19 protein-coding genes and 3 tRNA genes are annotated in these 22220 nt (G+C 75.7%); 14 read left to right on the forward strand and 8 right to left on the reverse strand.

The features are described from left to right. Positions 1-243: 243 nt before the first annotated feature. From orn to ACFWIC_RS30960, 4 genes are all read left to right on the forward strand, one after another. Positions 244-846 carry an oligoribonuclease gene (orn, locus tag ACFWIC_RS30945; RefSeq protein WP_329951056.1) on the forward strand — a complete coding sequence of 201 codons (603 nt, stop codon included), beginning with the start codon at positions 244-246 and terminating at the stop codon, positions 844-846. Between the two features lie 121 nt (positions 847-967). Then, positions 968-1043 (forward strand) — tRNA-His (locus ACFWIC_RS30950). A gap of 189 nt (positions 1044-1232) precedes the next feature. Further along, a complete protein-coding gene (locus ACFWIC_RS30955) occupies positions 1233-1679 on the forward strand; it encodes a DUF4442 domain-containing protein (protein ID WP_380364193.1) in 447 nt (148 codons plus the stop codon). Between the two features lie 173 nt (positions 1680-1852). Beyond that, positions 1853-2914 (forward strand): hypothetical protein, encoded by a 1062-nt coding sequence (locus ACFWIC_RS30960; protein ID WP_380520546.1) that lies wholly within the window; start codon positions 1853-1855, stop codon positions 2912-2914. Between the two features lie 225 nt (positions 2915-3139). Here the strand turns inward: ACFWIC_RS30960 and ACFWIC_RS30965 are convergent, their stop codons facing one another. From ACFWIC_RS30965 to ACFWIC_RS30975, 3 genes are all read right to left on the reverse strand, one after another. After that, on the reverse strand, positions 3140-3604 hold the full coding sequence (locus ACFWIC_RS30965; protein WP_329951054.1) for a GNAT family N-acetyltransferase: 465 nt from the start codon (positions 3602-3604) through the stop codon (positions 3140-3142). 112 nt (positions 3605-3716) lie between these two features. Next, positions 3717-4655 carry a fused MFS/spermidine synthase gene (locus ACFWIC_RS30970; RefSeq protein WP_329883717.1) on the reverse strand — a complete coding sequence of 313 codons (939 nt, stop codon included), beginning with the start codon at positions 4653-4655 and terminating at the stop codon, positions 3717-3719. Positions 4656-4746: 91 nt separating this feature from the next. Continuing rightward, entirely contained in the window at positions 4747-5259 is a 513-nt protein-coding gene (locus tag ACFWIC_RS30975; protein ID WP_380520547.1) for a hypothetical protein, read from the reverse strand. Positions 5260-5635: 376 nt separating this feature from the next. Between ACFWIC_RS30975 and ACFWIC_RS30980 the strand changes: the two genes are divergently transcribed. Next, entirely contained in the window at positions 5636-7180 is a 1545-nt protein-coding gene (locus ACFWIC_RS30980; protein ID WP_380520548.1) for a tetratricopeptide repeat protein, read from the forward strand. Between the two features lie 24 nt (positions 7181-7204). On the opposite strand, the gene ACFWIC_RS30985 is transcribed toward ACFWIC_RS30980, so the two are convergent. After that, positions 7205-7855 (reverse strand): histidine phosphatase family protein, encoded by a 651-nt coding sequence (locus ACFWIC_RS30985; protein ID WP_329883713.1) that lies wholly within the window; start codon positions 7853-7855, stop codon positions 7205-7207. A gap of 200 nt (positions 7856-8055) precedes the next feature. Between ACFWIC_RS30985 and ACFWIC_RS30990 the strand changes: the two genes are divergently transcribed. From ACFWIC_RS30990 to ACFWIC_RS31015, 6 genes are all read left to right on the forward strand, one after another. Continuing rightward, positions 8056-9357: a hypothetical protein gene (locus tag ACFWIC_RS30990; RefSeq protein ID WP_380520549.1), complete on the forward strand. Its 1302-nt coding sequence runs from the start codon at positions 8056-8058 to the stop codon at positions 9355-9357. After that, a complete protein-coding gene (locus ACFWIC_RS30995; RefSeq protein ID WP_380520550.1) occupies positions 9354-11021 on the forward strand; it encodes a hypothetical protein in 1668 nt (555 codons plus the stop codon). Before ACFWIC_RS30990 ends, ACFWIC_RS30995 begins: the two co-directional genes overlap by 4 nt. An 8-nt stretch (positions 11022-11029) precedes the next feature. Then, positions 11030-12385 (forward strand): AAA family ATPase, encoded by a 1356-nt coding sequence (locus tag ACFWIC_RS31000; protein WP_380520551.1) that lies wholly within the window; start codon positions 11030-11032, stop codon positions 12383-12385. A 214-nt stretch (positions 12386-12599) separates the two neighbouring features. Beyond that, complete coding sequence (locus tag ACFWIC_RS31005; RefSeq protein ID WP_329883709.1) at positions 12600-13007, forward strand: hypothetical protein; 408 nt, start codon at positions 12600-12602, stop codon at positions 13005-13007. A gap of 221 nt (positions 13008-13228) precedes the next feature. After that, the gene (locus tag ACFWIC_RS31010; protein WP_329883708.1) at positions 13229-13759 is read left to right on the forward strand and encodes a bifunctional DNA primase/polymerase; all 531 of its coding nucleotides are present in this window, start codon (positions 13229-13231) and stop codon (positions 13757-13759) included. A gap of 120 nt (positions 13760-13879) precedes the next feature. Next, a tRNA-Lys gene (locus ACFWIC_RS31015) sits at positions 13880-13953 on the forward strand. Between the two features lie 129 nt (positions 13954-14082). Here the strand turns inward: ACFWIC_RS31015 and pgi are convergent. Both pgi and ACFWIC_RS31025 read right to left on the reverse strand, forming a co-directional pair. Continuing rightward, on the reverse strand, positions 14083-15744 hold the full coding sequence (gene pgi, locus ACFWIC_RS31020; RefSeq protein WP_355399280.1) for a glucose-6-phosphate isomerase: 1662 nt from the start codon (positions 15742-15744) through the stop codon (positions 14083-14085). Between the two features lie 323 nt (positions 15745-16067). Then, on the reverse strand, positions 16068-17651 hold the full coding sequence (locus tag ACFWIC_RS31025; RefSeq protein ID WP_329883706.1) for a Na+/H+ antiporter: 1584 nt from the start codon (positions 17649-17651) through the stop codon (positions 16068-16070). A 176-nt stretch (positions 17652-17827) separates the two neighbouring features. Between ACFWIC_RS31025 and ACFWIC_RS31030 the strand changes: the two genes are divergently transcribed. Together ACFWIC_RS31030 and ACFWIC_RS31035 are read left to right on the forward strand one after the other, a co-directional pair. Further along, the gene (locus ACFWIC_RS31030; RefSeq protein ID WP_380520552.1) at positions 17828-18736 is read left to right on the forward strand and encodes an NADP-dependent oxidoreductase; all 909 of its coding nucleotides are present in this window, start codon (positions 17828-17830) and stop codon (positions 18734-18736) included. Positions 18737-18859: 123 nt separating this feature from the next. Then, positions 18860-18933: transfer RNA gene (locus ACFWIC_RS31035), tRNA-Lys, on the forward strand. A 96-nt stretch (positions 18934-19029) separates the two neighbouring features. Here the strand turns inward: ACFWIC_RS31035 and hemC are convergent. Then, positions 19030-19965 (reverse strand): hydroxymethylbilane synthase, encoded by a 936-nt coding sequence (gene hemC, locus ACFWIC_RS31040; protein WP_355399274.1) that lies wholly within the window; start codon positions 19963-19965, stop codon positions 19030-19032. 17 nt (positions 19966-19982) lie between these two features. After that, entirely contained in the window at positions 19983-20753 is a 771-nt protein-coding gene (locus tag ACFWIC_RS31045; RefSeq protein WP_380520553.1) for a DUF2306 domain-containing protein, read from the reverse strand. Between the two features lie 239 nt (positions 20754-20992). Here ACFWIC_RS31045 and ACFWIC_RS31050 point away from each other — a divergent pair, with 239 nt between their 5' ends. After that, positions 20993-22216 carry a sensor histidine kinase gene (locus tag ACFWIC_RS31050; protein WP_380520554.1) on the forward strand — a complete coding sequence of 408 codons (1224 nt, stop codon included), beginning with the start codon at positions 20993-20995 and terminating at the stop codon, positions 22214-22216. The last annotated feature ends 4 nt before the right edge of the window (positions 22217-22220 follow it).

Raw genomic sequence — 22220 nt, forward strand, 5'->3', positions numbered from 1 at the left:
GGCCCGGGCCGGTCAGGTCCGCCCGCAGGGCGGCCGGGCCGCCGCGCCGGATGGTGTCCGGGAGCCCCGCGACGCCCGGGCCGCGCGGGACGGCCGTCCCACGCATCCGGCCCACCCCGGCCGGGAGAACCGTGAACCGGACGGTCACGCCCAGGAGGAACACGGCTCCGAGGCCTGCGCCCCGGCGCCCCGCTCGGCTCCATCGGTGCCCGTGGCGCGTGATCGCGCCGTAGGGTGAGTGGCGTGAATGACCGTTTGGTATGGATCGACTGTGAAATGACAGGCCTCGACCTCGACCGGGACGCCCTGGTCGAGGTCGCGGCGCTGGTGACCGACTCCGAGCTGAACATCCTCGGCGAGGGTGTCGACGTCATCATCCGCCCGCCGGCGGAGGCGGTGGCGCACATGCCCGAGGTGGTGCGGACCATGCACACCTCCTCCGGGCTGCTCGACGAGCTGGAGCACGGCGTGACGCTCGCCGAGGCGGAGGCGCTGGTCCTCGCGTACGTGCGCGAGCACGCGCCGGAGGCCGGCCGGACGCCGCTCTGCGGGAACTCGGTCGCGACCGACCGCGGCTTCCTGAGCCGGGACATGCCGGCCCTGGAGAGTCACCTGCACTACCGGATCGTGGACGTCTCCTCGATCAAGGAGCTGGCCCGCCGCTGGTACCCGAAGGCGTACTACAACAGTCCGCAGAAGGGCGGCAACCACCGGGCGCTCGCCGACATCCGGGAGAGCATCGACGAACTGCGGTACTACCGCGAGGCGGTGTTCGTCGCCCAGCCCGGCCCGGACACCGACACCGCGCGCGCGATCGCCGAGAAGTACCAGCCGCCGGCCGGCTGACCCGGGGACCCGGGAGGTGCCCGCTCCCTGCTGAAACCCTGGCGCGAGCACCCTCCCGGATCCTGTATTGTTCTTCCTGTCGGAACGGGAACGCGAAGAGCGGGACCGGGCCGGACAGATGGTGGGTGTAGCTCAGTTGGTAGAGCACCTGGTTGTGGTCCAGGTGGCCGCGGGTTCGAGTCCCGTCACTCACCCCAGAGCCTGAGGGGCCGGTTTCTTCAAGAGACCGGCCCCTCAGGCGTTTTCGCGCTCCCGGCCGCGGACCTCCCCGCCCTCCACCCCCCTGCGCCCACGTGGGCCCACGTGGGCCCACGTGGCCTCCGTCTCACCTTTTTCTCCCCCGGCGGAGCTGCCGCCGAAAGCTACCGGCTAGTAACGTTGCGGCCATGACCACACCTTCGATCGGCCAGCTGCTCGACTCCACCGTGCCGATGGCACGGACCCTCAAGCTGGAGTACCTGGAGACCACCCCCGAGCGTGCCGTGCTCCGGCTGCCCGACCAGCCCGAGTACCACAACCACGTCGGCGGGCCGCACGCCGGCGCGATGTTCACCCTCGCCGAATCGGCCAGCGGCTGCATCGTCCTGAGCGCCTTCGGCGACCAGCTCTCCCGCGCGGTGCCGCTCGCGGTGAGCGCCGAGATCTCGTACAGGAAGCTCGCCATGGGCGTCGTCACGGCCACCGCCGCACTCGGCCGGCCGGTCGCCGAGATCGTCGCCGAGCTGGACAAGGGCGAGCGGCCGGAGTTCCCGGTCACCGTCGAGATCACCCGTGCCGACGGTGCGGTGACCGGCGTGATGACCGTGATCTGGACGCTTCGCCCCAACTCCTGAGCCACCGGCGGACAGCGGCCCGGGGTGCCGACCGGAGCGCGTCCGGCGGACCTCGGGCGGTCGGGCGAGCCGGCAGTCGGGCGAGCGGTCGGGCCGCCGCCCGATGACTGTCCGTGACGGTGGCCGTGACGGCGGCCGTGACCTCATGGTCCGTCCGCTCGTTCTCGATTCACGTGCGAGCCAAACACCCGACCAAGGACCTGTCGTCAGAGTCCCGTCGTCCGCCCGGAGGGCGGGCCGGGCGGTGGCTCTCCCGGCTGCCGCGGGCCGTCGCGGCGGGCGGAGCGCTCCTCGCGCAGCTCTGGGGGCTCGGCGCTCCGGGCGCCCACGCGGCCGGCGCCGAACCGCTCCCGGAACCGGCGAGCCGGACGGCCGTCGGCCGGGCCCTGACCGGCGAGTCCGTACTCGGCGGCTCCCCGCCCGACGGGACCGTGACCGGTGGGCCGTCAGCGGAGCGGACCGCCGGACAGGCGGGCGAGGAGGCGGCCGGGGACGCAGCCGCCCCGCAGCCCCCCGTGCCGCAGGACCCGCCGCCGGACAGGCCGCAGGAGCCGCCACGGTCCCCCGCGCGGCAGGACGGTCCGGTCGTCGCTCCCGGCCGGACCACGGCCCCCGGGGTGCTCGATCACCTCGCCGGCCCCACCGCCGCGATTGTCCCGGTACCGGAGCTGGACGCCGCGACCACCTCCGTCAGCAGTGCGCTCCAGGACCGGATCAGGGCCGGCGGCCTCCCGCTGCCCGGACAGCGGGCCGCCCTTCCGGACGCCTTCGCCATCGCCTCCGGGCTGCTGGGCACCGTACCCGCCCAGTCCCGCCCGGCCGGGGCGCGCGCCTCCCGGGAGGGTGCGCCCGACGGGCCGTCCGCCCCGGTCGGCCGGAACGGCGCCGGTCCCCGGGCCACCCGGCCCGGCGGGGAGCAGCGCGGGCCGGCGGCCCCGCCACCCGCCCCCGGGGAGCCGGGTGACCGGCCGCACCACACCGCCGCCGACCGTCCGGGCACGGGAGCCGCCGGGAGCGGCCGGAGCGCGGCGGAACCGGACCGGCCGACGATCGCGGAGGGCTCCCCCGCCGCCGGTCCGGCCGGCTCGACGGCGGGCTCCACCACGACGGCCGCCGTCACCGTCGCGCACGGCGCCCCGGGGACCGCGACCGCCGTCCTCGCCCCGATCGCGGCCGGGCTGGCCCTGACGGGCGCCGCGATGTACAAGCACCGAGGTCTGCCCAAGGGGCACTGACCCGGACGCACACCGGCGGGGACACGCAGCACGGCCCGGAGGACCGGCCCGGCGCAGGTCCGGTAGCGGTGCCGGGCCGGGGTCCGGACCGCGCCGGGCCGGGCCGACCGGGGCCACCGCCCGGGCCGGGACGGCGAGGCATGCCGTCCCGCCGGTGGACGGTGCACCCGGTGGACGGTGAGGTGAGAACGGTGGCCGACGGGCGGGGGCGGGGTGCCCGGGCGGTCAGTCGCCCGACGGCCCCGTCGCCAGGGCCAGCAGCGGGAGTTCGCGGCCCGGTATCGAGCCGGAGGGTACGGTGCCGATCCGGACCGCGCCCATGGCCGCGTAGAAGGACTCGGCGTTCGGGTCCGCCGCGACGAGGACCCGGCGGAAGCCCGACTCCGCGGCGCGGCGCCGCAGATGGGCCAACAGGAACCGGCCGACACCCCGGCCGATCACGTCCGGTTCGACGAAGAGCATGTCCAACTCGCCCTCCGGCGGCGCCCCGACGAGGGTGACGAAGCCCAGCACCCGGCCGTCGGCCTCGGCCACCGCCGTCCGGTCGGCCTCGATCCGCTCCGGGTCAAGGGTGAGGTCGACCCGGCAGGCCTCCATGAACTCCGCGTCGTAGCCCCAGTGGGCCTTGGAACGCAGGGCCAGGGCGCTGAGCAGCGCCGCCTCGTCCGGTCGGGCCGGTCTGATCCGCATGGCGCCACCTCTCCCGGTCGGCCCCGTCCGGATTCCGGACGCCGGGGCCCATTGTCGGCAGGACGGGCGGCGCTGCCAACCGGTTTTCCGGGAGCCGGACGCCGCCGCCGGATCAGCGGAAGACGCCCGGGGGCGGGGCCGGGGAGGGGGCCGCGGTGGCGTCCGTGGCCGGGGTGGCGCCGGCGGCGAAGTCGGCGAGGGCGCGGCCGTGTTCGACGCGGCCGAGGGCGGCGTCCGAAGCCACCTTGCGGGTCAGTTCGGCGAGCGGGAGCCCGGTGTGGGCGGCGGCCAGGACCAGGTTGCCGAAGCGCTTGCCGCGCAGCACCGCCGGGTCGGCGACCAGGCAGAGCTCGGGGAAGACCGCCCCGAGGGTGGCCACCTGCGAGCGGGCGAACGACAGCGCCGAGCCGTCGGCGATGTTGACCGCGTACCAGCCGCCGGGGGCCAGCGCGCGGGCGGCCAGGGCGGTGAACTCGACGGTGGTGCAGTGGGCGGGCACCCGGGCGCCGGAGAAGACGTCGGCGATCACCAGGTCGACGGTGCCCTCGGGGGTCCGCTCCAGCACGCTGCGGGCGTCCGCGCCGCGCACCTTGACCTGCCAGCCGCGCTCCAGCGGGAGTTCGGCGCGGACGAGCTCCGTGAGGGCGGTGTCGATCTCGGCGACCTGCTGGCGCGAGCGGGGGCGGGTCGCGGCGACGTAGCGGGCCAGGGTGAGGGCGCCGCCGCCGAGGTGGAGGACGGTGAGCGGGCGGCCGGGCGGGGCGACCAGGTCGATGAGGTGGCCGAGCCGGCGCTGGTACTCGAACCCGAGGTGGGTCGGGTCGGCGAGGTCGACGAGCGACTGCGGCGCGCCGTCGACCAGCAGCGACCAGGCGGCGGGGCGGTCCCGGTCGGGGCGGAGTTCGGCGAGGCCGGAGTCGACGGGCCGGGTGAGCGGGCCCTGGGCGTGCGCGCGACCGCCGGGGCCGGTGGCGGCCGGTCGGACGTCCGGCTCGGTACGGCTCCGGTCCGTGCTGCGCCCGGCTCTGCTGCTTCGTCCCATACCGGCCATTATCGCCGCCGTGCGGGGAGTCGCCGCAGCTCGGGGCCGGGCGGGCGGCCGTTGCGGGCCGGAACGGCGCGGACGTGGCAGGGCGGGGCGGTCAGAACGGGCCGAGGCCGCCGGCGGTGAGGGTGCAGGCGGCCTCGCAGAGCGCCGAGCGCAGGACCCAGGCGTCGGTGGGGCGGGCGGCGCAGTCGGCGCCGGCCGGGGGCATCACCCAGCGCGGGTCGGTGGGCGGCGGCAGGAAGGCGCCCGCCGAACAGGAGCTCCCGGGCAGGTGCCAGGTCGCCGAGGTGCCGGCCGGGACGAGGAAGGTGACGGTCGCGCCGCTGCGACTCTGCAGCACCGCGCCGCAGGCCCGGCGCAGCCGCAGGATGTCGACCGTCTCCAGGCCGTGCCGCAGGGCGACCGTCACGGTGTCGTACGCGGTGGCGACGGTGCCGCCGGCGTCGGCGCCTGGGCCGGGGCCGGGGCGGCGGGACGGTCCGCCGCCGCACGGGGCGCGTCCGGGTCCGCGCTCGTCGGCCGACTCGGGGAGCAGCGCGGGGGCGGCGGCGGCGAGCACCCCGCCGGCGACCAGGCGGTGGTACTGCGGCACTCCGGTGGCCGACATGGGCCCTCCTGTCACCTCGTCGGGATGGAAGCCGCGCCGTCCGGGGTGGGGGTGCCGCCGGGGGGCGGCGGGGACGGCGGGCAGCGGCCGGGGCTTCCACGTATCAGGACAACGCCGAGGAGGCTCCTCAGGCCACGGGGCGCCTTACAGCAAGGCATGGCATTTCATGGCGGATCCGGGCAACAGTGCCCGCTTTGGCACGAATTGACCGCACATCAGCCACAAACTCGCTGTGTCCGCACGGTGACTCCCGGTACTGTCGGTGGCGCCCGACAGCCGTCGGGCCCCACCGGACCCACCCGTGGCCGGGCGCCCCCGACGCCCCACCGCCGCCCGACCCCTCGCACCACCACCCCGCACGACCACGGAGCGCACCATGGCAGCCACCCCACCGGCCAAGCCGAACCGCCCGTCGCCCAACGCCGTGATGCGCGCCCTGCGCGGCGACCGCTCGCCGGGCGAGTTCGCCATGGCCGTACGCCGGGCCGCCCGCGAGATCGGCGAGCACGTCTCCTGCGACGCGCGCTACGTCGGACGGGTCGAGTCCGGCGAGATCCGCTGTCCCAACTACGCGTACGAGCGGGTGTTCCGGCACATGTGGCCGGACCGCTCGCTCGCCGACCTCGGGTTCGTCCCCCGCGCCGCCGTCCGCCGCCGTCCGGCGGACGGCGGGGGCGGCGGCGAGGACGAGGCCTGGACGCCACCTCCGCTCCGCCCACCGTTCCTCCAGGTGCCCGCCCCGCGACTGCCGCTCGCCGCCCGACTCCCGTACGCTGCCTCGCCGTACGCGGAATCGCCCCCACCGGTCGGGGCCCCGATGCCGAGGTTCGCGGCGGCGCCCCGGGGGCCCGACGAACCGCACCATTCCGACGAGGAGAACGACGACGTGCGTCGCCGTACGTTCCTGGCCGGCGGCCCGGCCGCGCTGGCCACCGCGGCAGGCATCGACCGCCCCGGCACCCCCACGGCCGACAACGCCTTCGTACCGGGCCGCCCCGGAGCGGTTCCGCCGCCCCGCAAGGTCGGCGCGGCCGAGGTGCTCGGCGTCGAACAGGCGGTCCGGGAGATCCGGTTGGCGGACGACGCGCACGGCGCCGACGCCCTGTTCGAGCTGGCCGGGCGGTCGCTGCGGACGGCCTACCTGCTGCTCGACGCGTGCGAGTACTCCACCGAGACCGAGCGGAGGCTCCAGGCCGGCGCGGGTGAACTCGCCGTCTCGGTCGGCTGGTTGGCGCACGACTCGAACCGACTGGCGGACGCCCGGTCGTTCTACGCGGAGGCGCTCGCCACCGCGCGGATGGCCGGCGACGCCGCGCTGGAGGCGCACGTCTTCTGCAACAGCGCCTTCCTGGCCCGGGACGCCGGACGCCCCCGCGAGGCGTTGCGGGCCGCCCAGGCCGGGCAGTCCGCCGCCCGGCGGCTCGACTCCGACCGGCTGCTCGCCCTGCTCGCCATGCGCGAGGCCGGCGGGTGGGCGCTGCTGCAGGACCGCGGTGCCTGCGAGCGCGCGATCGCCCGCGCCTGCCTGCTGTTCGACGGCGGCCCATCGGAGACCGACCCGGAGTGGATGTCCTTCTTCGGCGAGGCCGAGCTCGCCGGACTGCGGTCCCAGTGCTGGTCCGCCCTCGGGGACTGGGACCGCGCCAGCGAGCAGGCGGGGCTGGCCATAGCGCTCCAGAAGCCGCACTTCGTCCGCAACCGGGTGCTGTACACGGCCGAGCTGGCCCACGACCGGCTCGGCGGGGGCGATCTGGCCGGCGCCGCCCAGCACGGGTCGGCCGCCGTCGCACTGTTCGACGAGGTCCGCTCGGCCCGGATCCGCTCCATGCTGGCGGACACCGCGCAGCGGCTGCGCCCGCACCGGCGGGTGCCGGAGGTGGGGCGATTCCTGACCGAGTACGACGTGGCGGCGGCGGCCTGACCGGGCGTCGGCCGGCCGGCGGCGTCAGTGCTTCAGGCCCTCCAGGTGCCCGAGGTCGTTCCAGACCTCGACGGCCGGGGCGCCGTACTCCCAGGAGAGGACGCAGAGCGCGGCGGTGCCGAGCTTGAACCGCTGGGCGTACTCGGGCGGCAGGCCCAGCCAGCGCGCGGTCAGGATGCGCAGCAGGTGGCCGTGGGCGAAGAGCACCACATCGCGGTCGGCGCAGTGCATGACGGTGGTGTCCGGCTCCGGGACACCGTGCGTGTCGTTGAGATCGGCGAGGAGGGCGTCCACCCGCGCGGCGACGTCGGAGAGCTTCTCGCCGCCGGGCACACCGTCGCGCCAGATCAGCCAGCCGGGGTGGTCGGCGGCGCGGATGTCGGCGCCGGTCCGGCCCTCGTACTGGCCGTAGTCCCACTCCAGCAGCTCGGGCCGCTCGACGGCCCGGTCGCCGAGGCCGGCCAGCGCGCAGGTCTCCTTGGCCCGGTCCAGCGGGCTGGTGTAGACGAGGGCGTCGGGCAGGCCGTTCCAGGGGGCTCCGGCCAACCGGGTGCCGAGCGCCCGGGCCATCGCGCGGCCCTCGTCGGTCAGCGGGATGTCGGTGCGGCCGGTGTGGCGGCCGGTGGCGGACCACTCGGTCTCGCCGTGGCGGACCAGCAGGATTCGAGCGGGCATGGCAGGCTCCTCGCGCACAGGACGGCGTCAACGATCGGCCTCACCATTGAGCACCGGTCTCCATGATCCCTCACCTGCGCGGCGCCCACGATCCAGGCCGCCCCCCACGGAGGTCCGGGGCGGTGGCGACCACCGCCGAGGACCGTCAACGGCCGGTCCCGGCCACTCTGTCGGACCCGGATGCGACACTGGGCCGCACCATGAACGTCTCGACGAACGCCCCGTCCGGCGGGCCCGCGGAGCCGCTCGCCCAGCGGCTCGCCACGCTGCGCGGACCGGCGCCGCAGCGCAGTCTGAACGCCCGCGCCCTCGCCGCGCTGGCCGCCAATCCCGGGTGTCACCGCCGGGCCGTGCTGGACGCGGCCGGGGTGGACAAGTCCGCACTGGCCGCCCGGCTCGGCCACGCCGCTCCGTTCGGGCAGTCGCCGTTCGCCCTCGCGCGCGGCGTCATCTTCGAGTCCCGGCTGAAGGAGGACGGCTACGCGGCGTTGCTGGAGCCGCTCCGCCACCGGCTGGGCCTCCCACCCGACGGGGACACCCCGCTCGCCGTACCGGACCTGCTGCGCTCCTCCGGTCCCGCGGTCCGGGCCGACCGGACGAGGGCCGCGCTGGCGGAGGCCGCCGCGGACCCGGACGCCTGGACCCTGCTCGACCACCCGCTGCTGCGGCTCACCGTCGCCGGCTCCACCGCCTACCTGGAGCCGGACGCCGTCGTGGTGCACGGCGGGCGGTGCACCGTCGTCGAGATCAAGTCCTTCCCGGTGCTGGACGGCAGCGCGGACCCGGCCAAGGTGGGCGCCGCCGCCCGGCAGGCCGCCGTCTACGTGCTGGCGCTCCAGGAGACCGCGGCCGCGCTGGCCGGGCTGGACACGGATCCGGACCCGTACGCCGAGCAGCAGCTGCCGGGAAGCCCTCGGTCGACCGTGCTGCTGGTCTGTCCCAAGGACTTCGGCAACCGGCCGACCGCCGTCCCGGTGGACGTCCGGCGGGAACTGGCCACCACCCGCCGCCAGCTGGACCGGATGACCGGCATCGGGCGGCTGCTGGACGCGCTGCCGCCCGGGGCCGACTTCGACCTCTCCCCCGACGCGAGCGGCGCCCCGGTCCGTTCGACCGAGGAACTGACCGGGTCGGTCGAGGCGGTGCCCGCGGCCTACAGCCCGGACTGCCTCTCCACGTGTGAGCTGGGGTTCCACTGCCGCGCCCGGACCCGTTGCGACGACCGGGTCGAACAGCTCGGCCGGAGCGTCCGCGGCGAGCTGGGCACCATCCGGACGGTGACCGAGGCGCTGGCCGTGGCCCACGACGGCCCGGCCGCCCGGAGCCTCGCCGACTCCGACTCCGACCCCGGCGACAGCGACAGCGACAGCGAGAACGACGGTCACGACGGGCACCCCGACGCCGCGGCCGACGAGGCCGCCGCCCGGCTCGTCCACGCCGCCGCGCTGCGCGCCGAGGCCCTGGGCCGCCCCGTCCCGGCCCCCGCCGGAGGCCCCCGGTGAGCCTGCTGACCACCCTCGCCCGGCTGGAGGCCGTCCGCAGCGGCCGGGCCGAGCCCCTGGCGACCGTCCGCCACCGGCACCTGTCCGACCGCCCGATGGTGGTCGTCCCGCTCACGGCGGCCGGCGAGGCCGGTGCCCCGCTGGCCGTGCTGCTCGGCACCGACCGGGACGCACCGAGGCTGCACTTCGTCCCGCAGCCGCTGAACCGCACGCTGCGCTTCGACTTCCTGGCCGAACTGGCCGCCGACCTGCTGCCCTACCTGGAGTCCTTCGGCGACGACGTGGAGCAGATCGAGGGCTCCGAGAAGGACCCGGAGACCGGCGAGAAGACGCAGGTCCTCCGCGAGCTGTGCGCGGACGCACCGCAGGTGATCGTGCCGAACACCGGTGGGATCCGGCACCTGGCGCTGCTCGGCCGGTCGACCCGGTTCCGCCGCACCGCCGAGGACGACGAACCCGGCCCCTACCCGGCGCCGGCCCGGGTGCCGCTGCTCGGCCGCTGGCTCACCCAGCTCACCGACCGCGCGATGGTGCCCGGCTCCAGCCTGCTGCTGCCGATGACCGGCCTGCTCGCCCGGCACTGGGCGACCGGCCAGAGCCACCTGGAGGACCAGCACCTGGCCGCGCTGCTCGCCTGGCACGCGCCGCCGGCCGGGCTGACCGGCGCCGAGGCCGCCGAGCGGGCCGAGACCGCGCGGGACCCCGAGGGCCGGCTGCTCCACCCGCCGGCCGGGCCGGCCACCGACCCGGCCTTCGACGCGAAGGTGCTCGCCCCGGCGATCACGCGCTACGACGCCGCCGCGGCTGCCCTGGCGGCCCTGACGGACGGCGCGGGGACCGCCGAGCGGACCGCCGCCGACCCGGCCGCCGCCGAGCGGGCCCGGGAGGCCGTCCGGGTCTCGGTCGAACGGCTGCGCGCGGTGCACGCGGACCAGCTGCTGCCCACCTGGCACGACGTCTGGCACGGCTTGGACCTGCTGCGCGCCCTGCCCCCGGGCGGACACCTGGCGGAGCGCTGGACCGGAGACCGCTGGTCCTACACCGGCCACCGGGACCGGCTGGCGGCGGGCGAGCCTCCGCAGCCCCGGGTCGACGACGCCGTGACGGCCGCCCGCAAGCTCGCCCAGCGCGAGCGCGAGCAGACCCGGCTGGACGTCCAGGAGGCGCTGGACGACCCGCTGGCGATGGCCGAGCACCGGCTGGCCGGCGAGGCGTTCACCGGCGTGGTGACCGAGGTGGTGCCGGACTACGACACCTCGGGCCGGTCACCCAAGCCGCGTCCGCTGGTGACGGTCCGCACCGACGACCGCCCGCACGCCGACCTCGGCCGGGACGCGCACCGGGTGTGGGGGTCCCCCGACCCCGGGTCCGGGAGCGCTCCGGCCGGGCAGAAGGCCCAGAAGGCGCAGATCGCCGCGGTCGACCGGACGGCGGGCACCATCACCGTGCGGGTGCTCTCCGGGATGGGGCGGAAGAAGGAGCCCGAGCCGGGGAGCCTGCCCGAGCCGGGCGAGCGGGTCACCTTCACCCTGTTCGAACTGACGGCCCGGCAGGCCGCGCCGCTGCCCGAGCCGGACGACACCCCGTGGACGCACGGCGGTCCGCCCGGTGCGACCGTCACCCTGACGGCGACCGTCCCCGCGGCCTCCGAGGATTGGGAGTGATCCGGCCGATGAGCACCGAGCAGACCCCCGGTGACGCCGCCGACGCGGCGGTGGCGCGGATCCTGGCGGCGACCGTCCACCCGGCCGTCGGCGCGCCGCGCGGGGTGGTCGTGGACTCGCCGCCCGGCGCCGGCAAGTCGACCCTGGTGGTGCGCGCCGCGCGGGAGCTGGTGGACGCGGGCGAGCGGCTGATGATCGTCGCCCAGACCAACGGCCAGGTGGACGACCTCGTGGACCGGCTGGCCGCGAAGGCGCCCGACCTGACGATCGGCCGGCTGCACGCGGCCGACGCCCGGCCGGCGCCCGAGGTGCTGCGGCACCCCAACGTCACGCCCTCCGACAAGGTGACCGACCTCGCCGAGCTGGACGTGGTGATCTCCACCTCCGCCAAGTGGCAGTGGGTACGGACCGAGCAGCCCTGGCGGCACGCGATCGTCGACGAGGCGTACCAGATGCGCTCGGACGCGCTGCTCGCCGTGGCCCGCCTGTTCGAGCGGGCGCTGTTCGTCGGCGACCCTGGTCAGCTGGACCCGTTCACGGTGGTCGGCACCGAGCAGTGGGCCGGCCTGTCGTACGACCCGTCGAGCAGCGCGGTGGTCACCCTGCTCGCCCACAACCCGCAGATCGAGCCGCACCGGCTGCCGGTCTCCTGGCGGCTGCCGGCCAGCGCGGCGCCGCTGATCTCCGGCGCGTTCTACCCGTACACGCCGTTCCGCTCGGGCACCGGCCCGGAGGACCGCCGGCTGACGGCGCCGGTGCGCCCGGACGGCTCCGCGCTGGACGCGGCGATCGACCGCGCCGCCGAGCACGGCTGGGCGCTGCTGGAGCTGCCGCCCCGGCACACCGTCCGGACCGATCCGCAGGCGGTCGCCGCCGTCGCGGCGACCGTCCGCAGGCTGCTGGAGCGCGGGCTGACGGCCCACTCCGAGCAGGGCTCCGTGCCCTTGACCCCCGGCCGGGTCGCGGTCGGCACCGCCCACCGGGACCAGGCGGCGGCCGTCCGGGCGGCGCTGGTCGGGGCCGGGGTCCCGGTCGATCCGACGGCCGGACCCGCGGTGACGGTGGACACCGCCAACCGGCTGCAGGGGCGCGAGTACGACGTCACCGTGGTGCTGCACCCGCTCTCCGGACGGCCCGACGCGACGGCGTTCCACCTGGAGACCGGCCGGCTCTGCGTGCTCGCCTCCCGCCACCGACACGCCTGCATCGTGGTGGCCCGGGCCGGGATCGCCGAGCTGCTGGACGAGCATCCGGCCACCGAACCGGTGCAGTTGGGCGTCCCGGTCACCTTCCCGGACGGCTGGGAGGCCAATCACCGGGTGCTGCACCACCTCTCCGGGCACCGGGTGCGGCTGGACCGCTGAGCCGCCCGCCTCGGCCGCCCGGGCCGCCGCACCCGGCCACCGGGGCCGGCCCGGGCGGTGCACGCCCCCGGCGCGCCCGGCGGGAATAGCGCCCGAACTCGCACCGTTCCGTTACCGGCCGCCGCCGCGAGACAATGGACGGCGGCCACGACCGGGCGGCGCCCGTCCCAGCCGTCGCCGCCCGCCCCTACCGAGCACCCGGAGGTGTCCTTCCATGCCCGACTCCCATGCGCAGGCGTCCGACCCGAGCGGCCCGGCCGCGGCGGCCGGTCCCGGCGAGGGCGCCGGTGCGGCGCCCGGCCGCCGGAAGCGCCCGGTGCAGCTGCTGTTCGAGCCGCAGGCCGACGAACCGGAGCCGGAACGCTTCTTCGATCTGGAGTCGATAGACGACCCGGCCGAGCTGCTGCGCCGCTCCACCGAGCTGGCGCTGGCGTTCCGCGCGGCCGCCGAGCGGGCCACCGACTTCCAGGCGGTCGCCGCGGCCCAGCTGGCGGATCCGCGCCGGTTCGACGCGCTCTCGGAGACCGAGATCGCGGGACGGGCCGACTGGACGCCGGACTACGCGGCCAAGATGATCGAGTACGGCCGCAGCCTGCTCCTGCCCCGCCGCCACGAGGACTGAGGCACGCCGGACCCGGCCGGCCGGCGGCCCGTTCCGACGCGGCCCGGCCCGACCCGTGCCCCGGCCCGACCCGGCCCGGGCCCGTTCCGGGCACCCGGAACCCTCCGCCGCCGCTGGCATATGCCGGGGGGAAGCGGAAGGGTACGCCGTCGGCCGCTCCACTGTCCGGCAAACCACGCTTTCCCTCCCGGCCACGCCCCGGACACCCCACCCTGCTGTGCGTGGACATCTGGACGTATCAGTCGGTGGAGTACGTGACCGTGGCCGGGGAGGCCTGGCTCGCCTCCGCCAGCGAGTACCCGCGCAGCATGCGCGCCCTCTGGGAGTCCCGCCCGTGGGCGCCCTCGGTGCTGCCCTGCGGACGTGCCTTCGACGTGATCAGCATGCCCGCGCTGTTCGGGCGCCGCGTGCTGGACGAGCTGTGGGCCTCCGGGCCGGGCTGCGGGCCGGTGGCCGCCTACCGCGGGCGGACGCTGCTGTTCGTACGGCCGGGGGCGGCGCCCCGGCTGCGCCGGCTGCTGGCCTGGGAGGAGTGGGCCCGGGACGTACCGCCGCTGCTCTGCCACGGGCAGGGGGACGCGGTCACCGTCCCGCCGGTGCAGCGGATGGTGAACGGCCCGGACTCCCCCGGTCTGGGCGCGGGGCGGTGGATCGTCGCCCCGGACAGCCGGGAGCCGTGGCTGCCGGGCGCCTCGGTCGTGCTCTGGGCCTGCGTCCGGGCGGCCCGGGAACCGGCCGCCGCCCTCCGCTGACGGCACCCGGCGGGGGAGCCCGGCGCGGGGCCGGAGCGGCGGTCCCGGGCGCGGCGCCGGGGGCGGATATTCGATTTTGGCCGGGCCGCGACCCGCTGCTAAAGTCTTCCCTGTCAGCAGGCGCCGCTAGCTCAGTTGGTTAGAGCAGCTGACTCTTAATCAGCGGGTCCGGGGTTCGAGTCCCTGGCGGCGCACAGACAGCCGGAAGGCCCTTCGCGAGAGCGGAGGGCCTTCCGGCGTTTCGGCGACCGGAGCCGGAGACAGGCCCGGAAAGCAGGCCCGGGGCCGGCCGGGGAGAGCTCCCCGGCCGGCCCCGGCCGGTCTCAGCGCCCGCGCAGCGCGCGGTAGCGGGCGACCAGCTCGGCGGTGGAGCTGTCCAGCTCCTCCGTGCCCTCACCGGTCAGCAGCACCGGCTCGATCCGCTTGGCGAGCACCTTGCCCAGCTCGACGCCCCACTGGTCGAAGGAGTCGATGTTCCAGACCGCGCCCTGGACGAACACCTTGTGCTCGTAGAGCGCGATCAGCTGGCCGAGCACCGACGGGGTCAGCTCGCCCGCCAGGATCGTGGTGGTCGGGTGGTTGCCGCGGAAGGTCTTGTGCGGGACGAGCTCGGCGGGCACGCCCTCCGCCGCGACCTCCTCCGGCGTCTTGCCGAACGCCAGCGCCTGCGTCTGGGCGAAGAAGTTGGCGAGCAGCAGGTCGTGCTGGGCGACCAGGCCGGGCAGCAGGTCGGCGACCGGCCGGGCGAAGCCGATGAAGTCGGCCGGGATCAGCTTGGTGCCCTGGTGGAGCAGCTGGTAGTAGGCGTGCTGGCCGTTGGTGCCGGGGGTGCCCCAGACCACCGGGCCGGTCTGCCAGCTCACCGGGTTGCCGTCGCGGTCCACCGACTTGCCGTTGGACTCCATGTCCAGCTGCTGGAGGTAGGCGGTGAACTTCGACAGGTAGTGCGAGTACGGCAGCACCGCGTGCGCCTGGGCGTCGAAGAAGGCGCCGTACCAGACCCCGAGCAGGCCGAGCAGCAGTGGGACGTTCTCCTCGGGCGGCGCGGTGCGGAAGTGCTCGTCGACCAGGTGGAAGCCGTCCAGCATCTCGCGGAAGGCGTCCGGCCCGATCGCGATCATCAGCGAGAGGCCGATCGCCGAGTCGTAGGAGTAGCGGCCGCCGACCCAGTCCCAGAACTCGAACATGTTGGCGGTGTCGATACCGAAGTCGGCCACGCCCTCCGCGTTGGTGGAGAGGGCGACGAAGTGCTTGGCCACCGCGTCGGTGTCGGCCTGCAGGCCGGTGAGCAGCCAGTTCCGGGCGGAGACCGCGTTGGTGATGGTCTCGATGGTGGTGAAGGTCTTGGACGCGACGACGAAGAGCGTCTCGGCCGGGTCGAGGTCGCGGACGGCCTCGTGCAGGTCGGCGCCGTCCACGTTGGAGACGAAGCGGACGTCGATGCCGCGGTCGGTGTAGGAGCGCAGCACCTCGTAGGCCATGGCGGGGCCGAGGTCGGATCCGCCGATGCCGATGTTGACGACGGCGCGGATCCGCCGGCCGGTGTGGCCGCGCCAGGCGCCGCTGCGGACCTGCTCGGCGAAGGCGGCCATCTTGTCGAGCACGGCGTGGACGCCGGGCACCACGTTCTCGCCGTCGACCTCGATCACGGCGTCGCGCGGGGCGCGCAGCGCGGTGTGCAGGACGGCGCGGTGCTCGGTGGTGTTGATCTTCTCGCCGCGGAACATGGCGTCCCGCAGGGCGGCGACGCCGGTGGCCCCGGCCAGCTCGCGCAGCAGGGCCAGCGTCTCGTCGGTGACGAGCTGCTTGGCGTAGTCGACGTGCAGATCGCCGACCTGGAGGGTGTAGCGGCGGCCTCGCTCCGGGTCGGCGGCGAACAGGTCGCGCAGGTGCGTCGCGCCGAACTCCTCCCGGTGCTTGGCGAGAGCGGCCCACTGCGGGGTGCGGTCCAGCGGGGTTCGGGCGTCGGCGCGGGTCTCCGACATCGGTTGCTCCTCGTTTCATCTGGGTGCAGACACCGGCGGGGCCAGGCGGGAGGGTTTCGCGAGGTCGTACCGGTTCTGGGGGTGCGCCGACTCCGTTGGCGGCCTTGCCCGGGACCAGCCTATGCAACGCCGGGACCGGGGGTGCGCATTCCGTTCGTCGGCGTCCGGTCGGCGGTCGCCGCTGTTCAGGCGCGCGTCGCGGTACGGCCGCCGGGATGTCACGGACCGTCCGGCCGGGTGCGGAGCCGCCCCGCGCGGGGCGGGACGGCCGGGCCCGCCCCGCGCGGGGAGGGCGCGGGACGGGGCCCTTCCCGGAGGGTCCGTCACTTCCGTTCGGAGCGCAGGTCCAGGCCGCGGAGGACCTGGTCGACCAGCTCCGGGTCTGCGCCGGTCTCGGCGCGGGCGACCAGCATCTCGCGCCGGGAGGCGGCGATCATCTCCTGCTCGACGCTGTGGGCGGCGCGCCACTGGGAGAGACGCTGCTTGGCCTCGGTGGCCTCCTCCTCGGCGTAGTTCTCGGGGCAGAGCCGGGCCAGCCGGTCGTGCTGACGGTCCCGCAGCCGGTCGGCGACCTCGGCGGGCAGCTTGTCCTGCTCCTCCAGCTCGCCGAGCCGGTCGAGGCCGGCGCGGGCGGCGCGCCACCAGAGCTGGCGGACCGCCTGCTCGTGCCGGTCGTGGTCGAGGTCGAGGTGGAGCCACTTGGCCAGCAAGGGCAGGGTGAGCCCCTGGACCAGCAGGGTGAAGAGCACCACGCTGAAGGCGATGAAGACCAGCCGGCCGCGTTCCGGGAAGGCGTCACCGGAGTCGACGGTGAGCGGGACGGCCAGGGCCAGCGCCACGGTCGCCACCCCGCGCATCCCGGACCACCAGAGCACCACGCTCTCCTGCCAGCTGATCGGGGTGTCCTCCTCGGAGCCGGAGCGCAGTTTCTGGGAGAGCCAGCCGGCCGGCAGCAGCCAGAGCAGCCGGACCACGACGACCACGGCGATCACCACGGCGGCGTCGCCGAGCATGCTGGTCCAGCCGGAGCCGGCCTCCTTGAGGACGGTGGCCAGTTCGAGCCCGATCAGGCCGAAGGCGACACCGGTGATCAGGATCTCGACGATCTCCCAGAAGGCGTTGCCGACCAGCCGGAAGGAGACGGCGTCGGCGTCGGCGGCCCGCTCGGCCAGGTAGAGCCCGCAGACCACGACGGCGAGGACGCCGGAGCCGTGGATCTCCTCGGCCAGGCTGTAGGCGGCGAACGGCACCAGCAGGTTGAGCGCGACCTGCTGGGTCGGGTCCTCCAGGTAGGAGGCGAGCTTGGTGTTGGCCCAGCCGAGGGCGACGCCGATGACGACGGCGAGCACCGCCGAGAGGACGAAGCGGAGCACGGCGTGGCTGGGCGAGAAGTCGCCGCCGACCACCGCGTCGATGGCCAGCGAGTAGATGACGATCGCGGTGACGTCGTTGAACAGGCCCTCGCTCTCCAGGATCGACACCAGTCGGCGGGGCAGTCCGACGCTGCCGGCCACCGCGACGGCGGCGACCGGGTCGGGCGGGGAGACGAGGGCGCCGACGGCGATGGCGGCGGCGAGCGGGAGGGCGGGCAGCAGCCAGTGCACGGTGCCGGCGACCGCGACGGTGGTGACCACCACCAGGGCGACGGCGAGCAGCAGGATGGAGCGGATGTTGGCCTTGAAGTAGCGGACCGAGGAGCGCCGCGCGACGGCGAAGATCAGCGGTGGCAGGACCAGCGGCAGGATCAGGTCGGGGTCGATGGCGATGTCCGGGATCTGCGGGACCACCGCCATGACGATGCCGAGCAGGGTCATCAGCACCGGTTGCGGCACGCCCGTGCGGCGGGCCAGCGGCATGGTCACCACGGAGGCGAGCAGCACCAGGAAGAGCAGGGGCAGCTGGCCCACGGGGAGGTTCCTCTCGGCGACGGACGGGTACGGCGCGGACGTGATCCGGGCCGCCGTCGAGGATAAATCTGACAATGCACTCAACTGTGGCAACGCGCCGAGGACAGGGGTTGACCTCAAGCAGGCTTCACGTCTGATGATCGAGCCCCGACGGTCGACCAGACAGGAGTTCCCCCATGAAGGCAGTCACCGTGCCCCGGTTCGGCGGCCCCGAAGTGCTGCGGGTGGCCGAGGTGCCCGACCCCGTCCCCGGGCCGGGCGAGGTGCGGGTCACGGTCTACGCGGCCGGGGTGCAGCCGGTCGACCTCTCCGTCCGTGCGGGCCTGGCCCCGGCCGGCGTCGAGATAGCGCCCGGGCTGGTGCCCGGCAACGAGTTCGCCGGGGTGGTCGACCGTCTCGGGCCCGGCACCGAGGGCTGGGCGGTCGGTGACGAGGTCCTGGGCTTCCGGCTGCTCGGCTGCAGTGCCGAGCGGGTCGTCGCGGACGGCGCCCGCCTGGTGCGCAAGCCGGCCGGGATGCCCTGGGAGCAGGCCGGGGCGCTCTCCGCCTCCGGGCAGACCGCGCACCTCGCGTTCGAACAGCTGAAGGTCGACCGGGGCGAGACCGTCCTGGTGCACGGCGCCGCCGGCGGGGTGGGCACGATCGCCGTCCAGCTGGCCCGGGCCCGGGGCGTGACCGTGATCGGCACCGCGGGCGAGCGCAACCACGACTACCTGCGGGAGCTCGGCGCGATCCCGGTCGCGTACGGCGACGGGCTGGTCGAACGGGTCCGGGCGGTCGCGCCGCAGGGCGTGGACGCGGCCTTCGACGCGGCCGGGCGCGGGGCGTTGGAGGCCTCCGTCGAGCTGGTCGCCGACCGGGACCGGATCGGCACCGTGGTCGACTACCCGGGCGCCGGACGGCTCGGCGTCCGGGGGATCCGGGGGGAGCGGACGGCGGCCCGGCTGGCCGAGCTGGTCGGCCTGTGGGAGGCGGGCGCCCTGCGGGTGGAGATCGCCGACACCTTCCCGCTGCAGCGGGCGGCCGACGCCCACCGGCTGGTCGGCACCGGGCACGTCCGGGGGAAGGTCGTCCTCGTGCCGTGACGGCGTGCGACGGGCCCCGGGCGCGGGGCGTCTCGCGCCGGGTGCCGCCCCGGGCACCGGACCGCCGCCCCGGCCGATTGTGCGTTCCGGCTGCTGACCAGGTAATGTTCCTGCCGTCAGCAGGCGCCGCTAGCTCAGTTGGTTAGAGCAGCTGACTCTTAATCAGCGGGTCCGGGGTTCGAGTCCCTGGCGGCGCACAGACAGCCGGAAGGCCCTTCGCGAGAGCGAAGGGCCTTCCGGCGTTTCCGGGTCCGCAGGCGCGCGCCGGGCGCGGCGCGACGGGCCCGTAGCGGTCAGTGCGGGATGGCGGAGATCAGCTCGGAGGCGCCCTGCCGCTTGAGGGCGAGGGCGGTCGCCGTGCCGAGGTCCTCCGGGCTCAGCGAGCCGGCCCACTCGTGGGCGTCCAGGATCTGCTTGCCGTCCGGGGTGAAGACCCGCCCGCGCAGCGAGAGGCGGCCGTCCGGCTCGGCCTTGGCGTAGCCGGCGATCGGCGAGTTGCAGTGGCCCTGCAGCACGTGCAGGAACATCCGCTCGGCGCTCGCCTCGCGCCAGGTCGGGTGGTCACCGAGGCCGGCGACGGCGTCGATGGTGGCGGTGTCCTCGACGCGGCACTGGAGGGCCAGGATGCCGGCGCCGATCGGCGGGCACATCGTCTCGATCGGCAGGACCTCGCTGATCCGGGCCTCCTCGCCGATCCGCTCCAGGCCGGAGAGCGCGAGCAGCAGCGCGTCCGCCTCCCCCGCCTCCAGCTTGGCCAGCCGGCTGTTGGCGTTGCCGCGGATCGGCACGCACGCCAGGTGCGGGTGCGAGGCGGCGAGCTGGGCCCGGCGGCGGACCGAGGAGGTGCCGATCCGGGTGCCGGGCGGCAGCTCGTCCAGGGTGAGGCCGCCGGGGTGGACGAGCGCGTCGCGGATGTCGTCGCGCCGCAGGTAGGCGGCGAACACCGTGCCGGCCGGCAGTGGGCGGTCGGCCGGCACGTCCTTCAGGCAGTGCACGGCGAGATCCGCCTCGCCGGCGAGCAGTGCCTCGTCCACCTCCTTGGTGAACGCGCCCTTGCCGCCGAGCCGGGCCAGGTCGCCCATCCACCGGTCGCCGGAGGTGGTCACCGGCACCACCTCGGTACGCAGCCCCGGGTGCAGGACGGCGAGTTCGGCCCGGACCCGCTCGACCTGGGCGAGCGCCATGGGCGAGGAGCGGGAGACGATGCGGATCAACTCTGCGGTGGTCATGGTCGGATGATAGGTCGTCAGACCGGAAGGGCCGGCGACGGGTCACCCGGACGGCGGCCACCCGCCGTGGCGGGGGCGGGCGCCCGGGTGATGAGGTACTCGGCCACCACCAGGTTGATCAGCCAGCACGTCCAGGAGGCGGCCGCGTACGCCTGGTCGAACGGGACGCCGAGGGCGTCCATCACGACGAGCCAGACCCGCAGGGTCGCCCCGGCGAAGATCAGCGCGTAGGAGCGGGTCATCCAGGCACGGTGGCGGGCTATCTCGCCGCGCCGGACGGCCCGCCAGGCGATGGCCGTGGAGAGCAGCAGCAGGGCGTCCAGCATCCCGAAGCCGATCGGCGCGATCGGGCCGACCAGGGCCTTCGGCACCAGCACGAGACCCCCCGCGGCGGTCACCAGGACGGTGACCAGGTAGACCCGGCCGATCGTCCGGTGCAGGCCGGGGCGGCGGGCCCGCAGCCGGGGCAGGAACTGCCAGGGGCCGAGCAGGATCGCCAGCACGCCGCCGCCGACGTGCAGGGCGAGCGGGAGCCGGTTGGCCAGGTAGACCGCCCGCTGCTCCTCCAGGAAGACCTCGGGGTCGAGGGTGAGGTAGCGGGAGGTGAGGAGGGCGGTGGCGGCGGCCAGCGCGGTGACCGCGAACCAGCCGGCCCGGCGGGCCCGGCCGGTGGAGGCGCGGCGCGAGGTCCGGGTGGCGGCGGGCGCACCGGCGGGAGCGGGCGGCGCGACCGTCGGTGCGGACGGCGCGGAGGTGCCGGTCGGGGCACGGGAGTCCGGATCGTTCATGCCCCGGACGGTACGGAGCCGGGGCGGTCGGGCGCGTCCACCCCTCGGGGTGGCCCGGCCTGCTCCGGGCGGGTGACCGGCGCGCCCCCGGAGGTGGTACCGGCGGGCGCCGCACCGCCGGACGGTCGGCGCCGGAATACCCCAGCAGGGCGATGCGCGGGCCGACCGGCCACCGCTACCGTACGGCCCGTGCGCCCGCACCCCCGCGCGGCGGTCACCGCCCTCACCCGGGAGCCGCCATGAGCCCTCCGTCCGCGATCCGGCCGATCAGGATGATCCGGACGAGCCCGCTGAAGCGGATGAGCCGACTGGTCCCGCCGGTGTGGACGGGCCCGGCCGACCGGGCGGGCCGGGCGGGCCCGCTGGGCCGGACGAACTTGACCAGCCCCCGGGACGCCGTCCTGGCGGGCGTGTTCCTGATCGCCATGGCCGTCGACCGGATCGAGGCGGCCGACGGACTGCACACCGGTCTGCCCCTCGCGCTGGCGCTGAGCGCGGTCGCGGCCGGCGCGCTGGCCGTCCGGCGGACCCTGCCGCTGGCCGGCTACCTGGTGGGCTCGGCGGCGCTCTCGGCGGAGGCGCTGTTCGTCCTGCCCAGCGCCGTCTCGCCGTACGCCAACCTGGTCGGCCTCTACTCGATCGGCCTGTACGCGACGCGCCGCCGCGCCTGGTTCGGCCCCTTCGCCGCCCTGCTCGGCATGGCCGCCTACTTCGCGGACCTCGCCCACACCTACCCCGTCATCCCGACCGGCGTCCTGTTCCTGTGGCTGCTCGGCTGGGCCGTCGGCTACGGCACGGCCCGGCGGGTCGAGGAGCGGGGCGCCGCCCGGCTGCGGCTGCGCCAGCAGGTCGTGGCCGAGGAGCGGGCCCGGCTCGCCCGCGAACTGCACGACCTGGTCGGCCACACCCTGAACGTCCTCCTGATCCAGGCCGGCGCCGCCCGACGGCTGCTCGACCGGGAGCCGGAGCGCACCCGCGAGCTGCTGTCCGGGATGGAGCACAGCGGCCGCGAGGCGCTGGACGACCTCGACCGGGTCCTCGGGCTGCTGCGGCGCGGTGCCGAGGCGCCCGGGGGCCCCGCCCTGCAGCCGGGCCTGGCCGACCTGGACCGGCTCACCGGGCGGCTCGAACAGGCCGGCCTGCGGGTGAGCGTGCGGGTCGACCGGGGCGCCGACCGGGTGCCGCGGAGCCTCGACGTGTCGGCGTACCGGATCGTCCAGGAGGCGCTCACCAACACCGTCAAGCACGCCCGGGCCCGGACCGCCTCGGTCACCGTCCGGTGCACCGGTGGCTCGCTCGACATCGAGGTGAGCGACGACGGCCGGGGCTCCGACGCCGGGTACACACCCGGCCGGGGGCTGCTGGGCATCGCCGAGCGGGTCTCGATGCTCGGCGGCAGCGTGGAGCACGAGCGCGGCGAGCAGGGCGGCTTCCGGCTCCGCGCCGTGCTCCCGATCCCGTGAACAT

Origin of the sequence: Kitasatospora sp. NPDC127035 (genome assembly GCF_042726075.1) — a bacterium.
Taxonomy (GTDB): domain Bacteria; phylum Actinomycetota; class Actinomycetes; order Streptomycetales; family Streptomycetaceae; genus Kitasatospora.

Coding starts and splice junctions, on each gene's coding strand:
- ACFWIC_RS30990 (WP_380520549.1), top strand. CDS start 8,056: ATGAACGTCTCGACGAACGCCCCGTCCGGCGGGCCCGCGGAGCCGCTC.
- ACFWIC_RS30985 (WP_329883713.1), bottom strand. CDS start 7,855: ATGCCCGCTCGAATCCTGCTGGTCCGCCACGGCGAGACCGAGTGGTCC.
- ACFWIC_RS30955 (WP_380364193.1), top strand. CDS start 1,233: ATGACCACACCTTCGATCGGCCAGCTGCTCGACTCCACCGTGCCGATG.
- ACFWIC_RS30970 (WP_329883717.1), bottom strand. CDS start 4,655: ATGGCCGGTATGGGACGAAGCAGCAGAGCCGGGCGCAGCACGGACCGG.
- ACFWIC_RS31045 (WP_380520553.1), bottom strand. CDS start 20,753: ATGAACGATCCGGACTCCCGTGCCCCGACCGGCACCTCCGCGCCGTCC.
- ACFWIC_RS31050 (WP_380520554.1), top strand. CDS start 20,993: ATGAGCCCTCCGTCCGCGATCCGGCCGATCAGGATGATCCGGACGAGC.
- pgi (WP_355399280.1), bottom strand. CDS start 15,744: ATGTCGGAGACCCGCGCCGACGCCCGAACCCCGCTGGACCGCACCCCG.
- ACFWIC_RS31000 (WP_380520551.1), top strand. CDS start 11,030: ATGAGCACCGAGCAGACCCCCGGTGACGCCGCCGACGCGGCGGTGGCG.
- ACFWIC_RS31030 (WP_380520552.1), top strand. CDS start 17,828: ATGAAGGCAGTCACCGTGCCCCGGTTCGGCGGCCCCGAAGTGCTGCGG.
- hemC (WP_355399274.1), bottom strand. CDS start 19,965: ATGACCACCGCAGAGTTGATCCGCATCGTCTCCCGCTCCTCGCCCATG.
- ACFWIC_RS30975 (WP_380520547.1), bottom strand. CDS start 5,259: ATGTCGGCCACCGGAGTGCCGCAGTACCACCGCCTGGTCGCCGGCGGG.
- ACFWIC_RS31005 (WP_329883709.1), top strand. CDS start 12,600: ATGCCCGACTCCCATGCGCAGGCGTCCGACCCGAGCGGCCCGGCCGCG.
- ACFWIC_RS30965 (WP_329951054.1), bottom strand. CDS start 3,604: ATGCGGATCAGACCGGCCCGACCGGACGAGGCGGCGCTGCTCAGCGCC.
- ACFWIC_RS30980 (WP_380520548.1), top strand. CDS start 5,636: ATGGCAGCCACCCCACCGGCCAAGCCGAACCGCCCGTCGCCCAACGCC.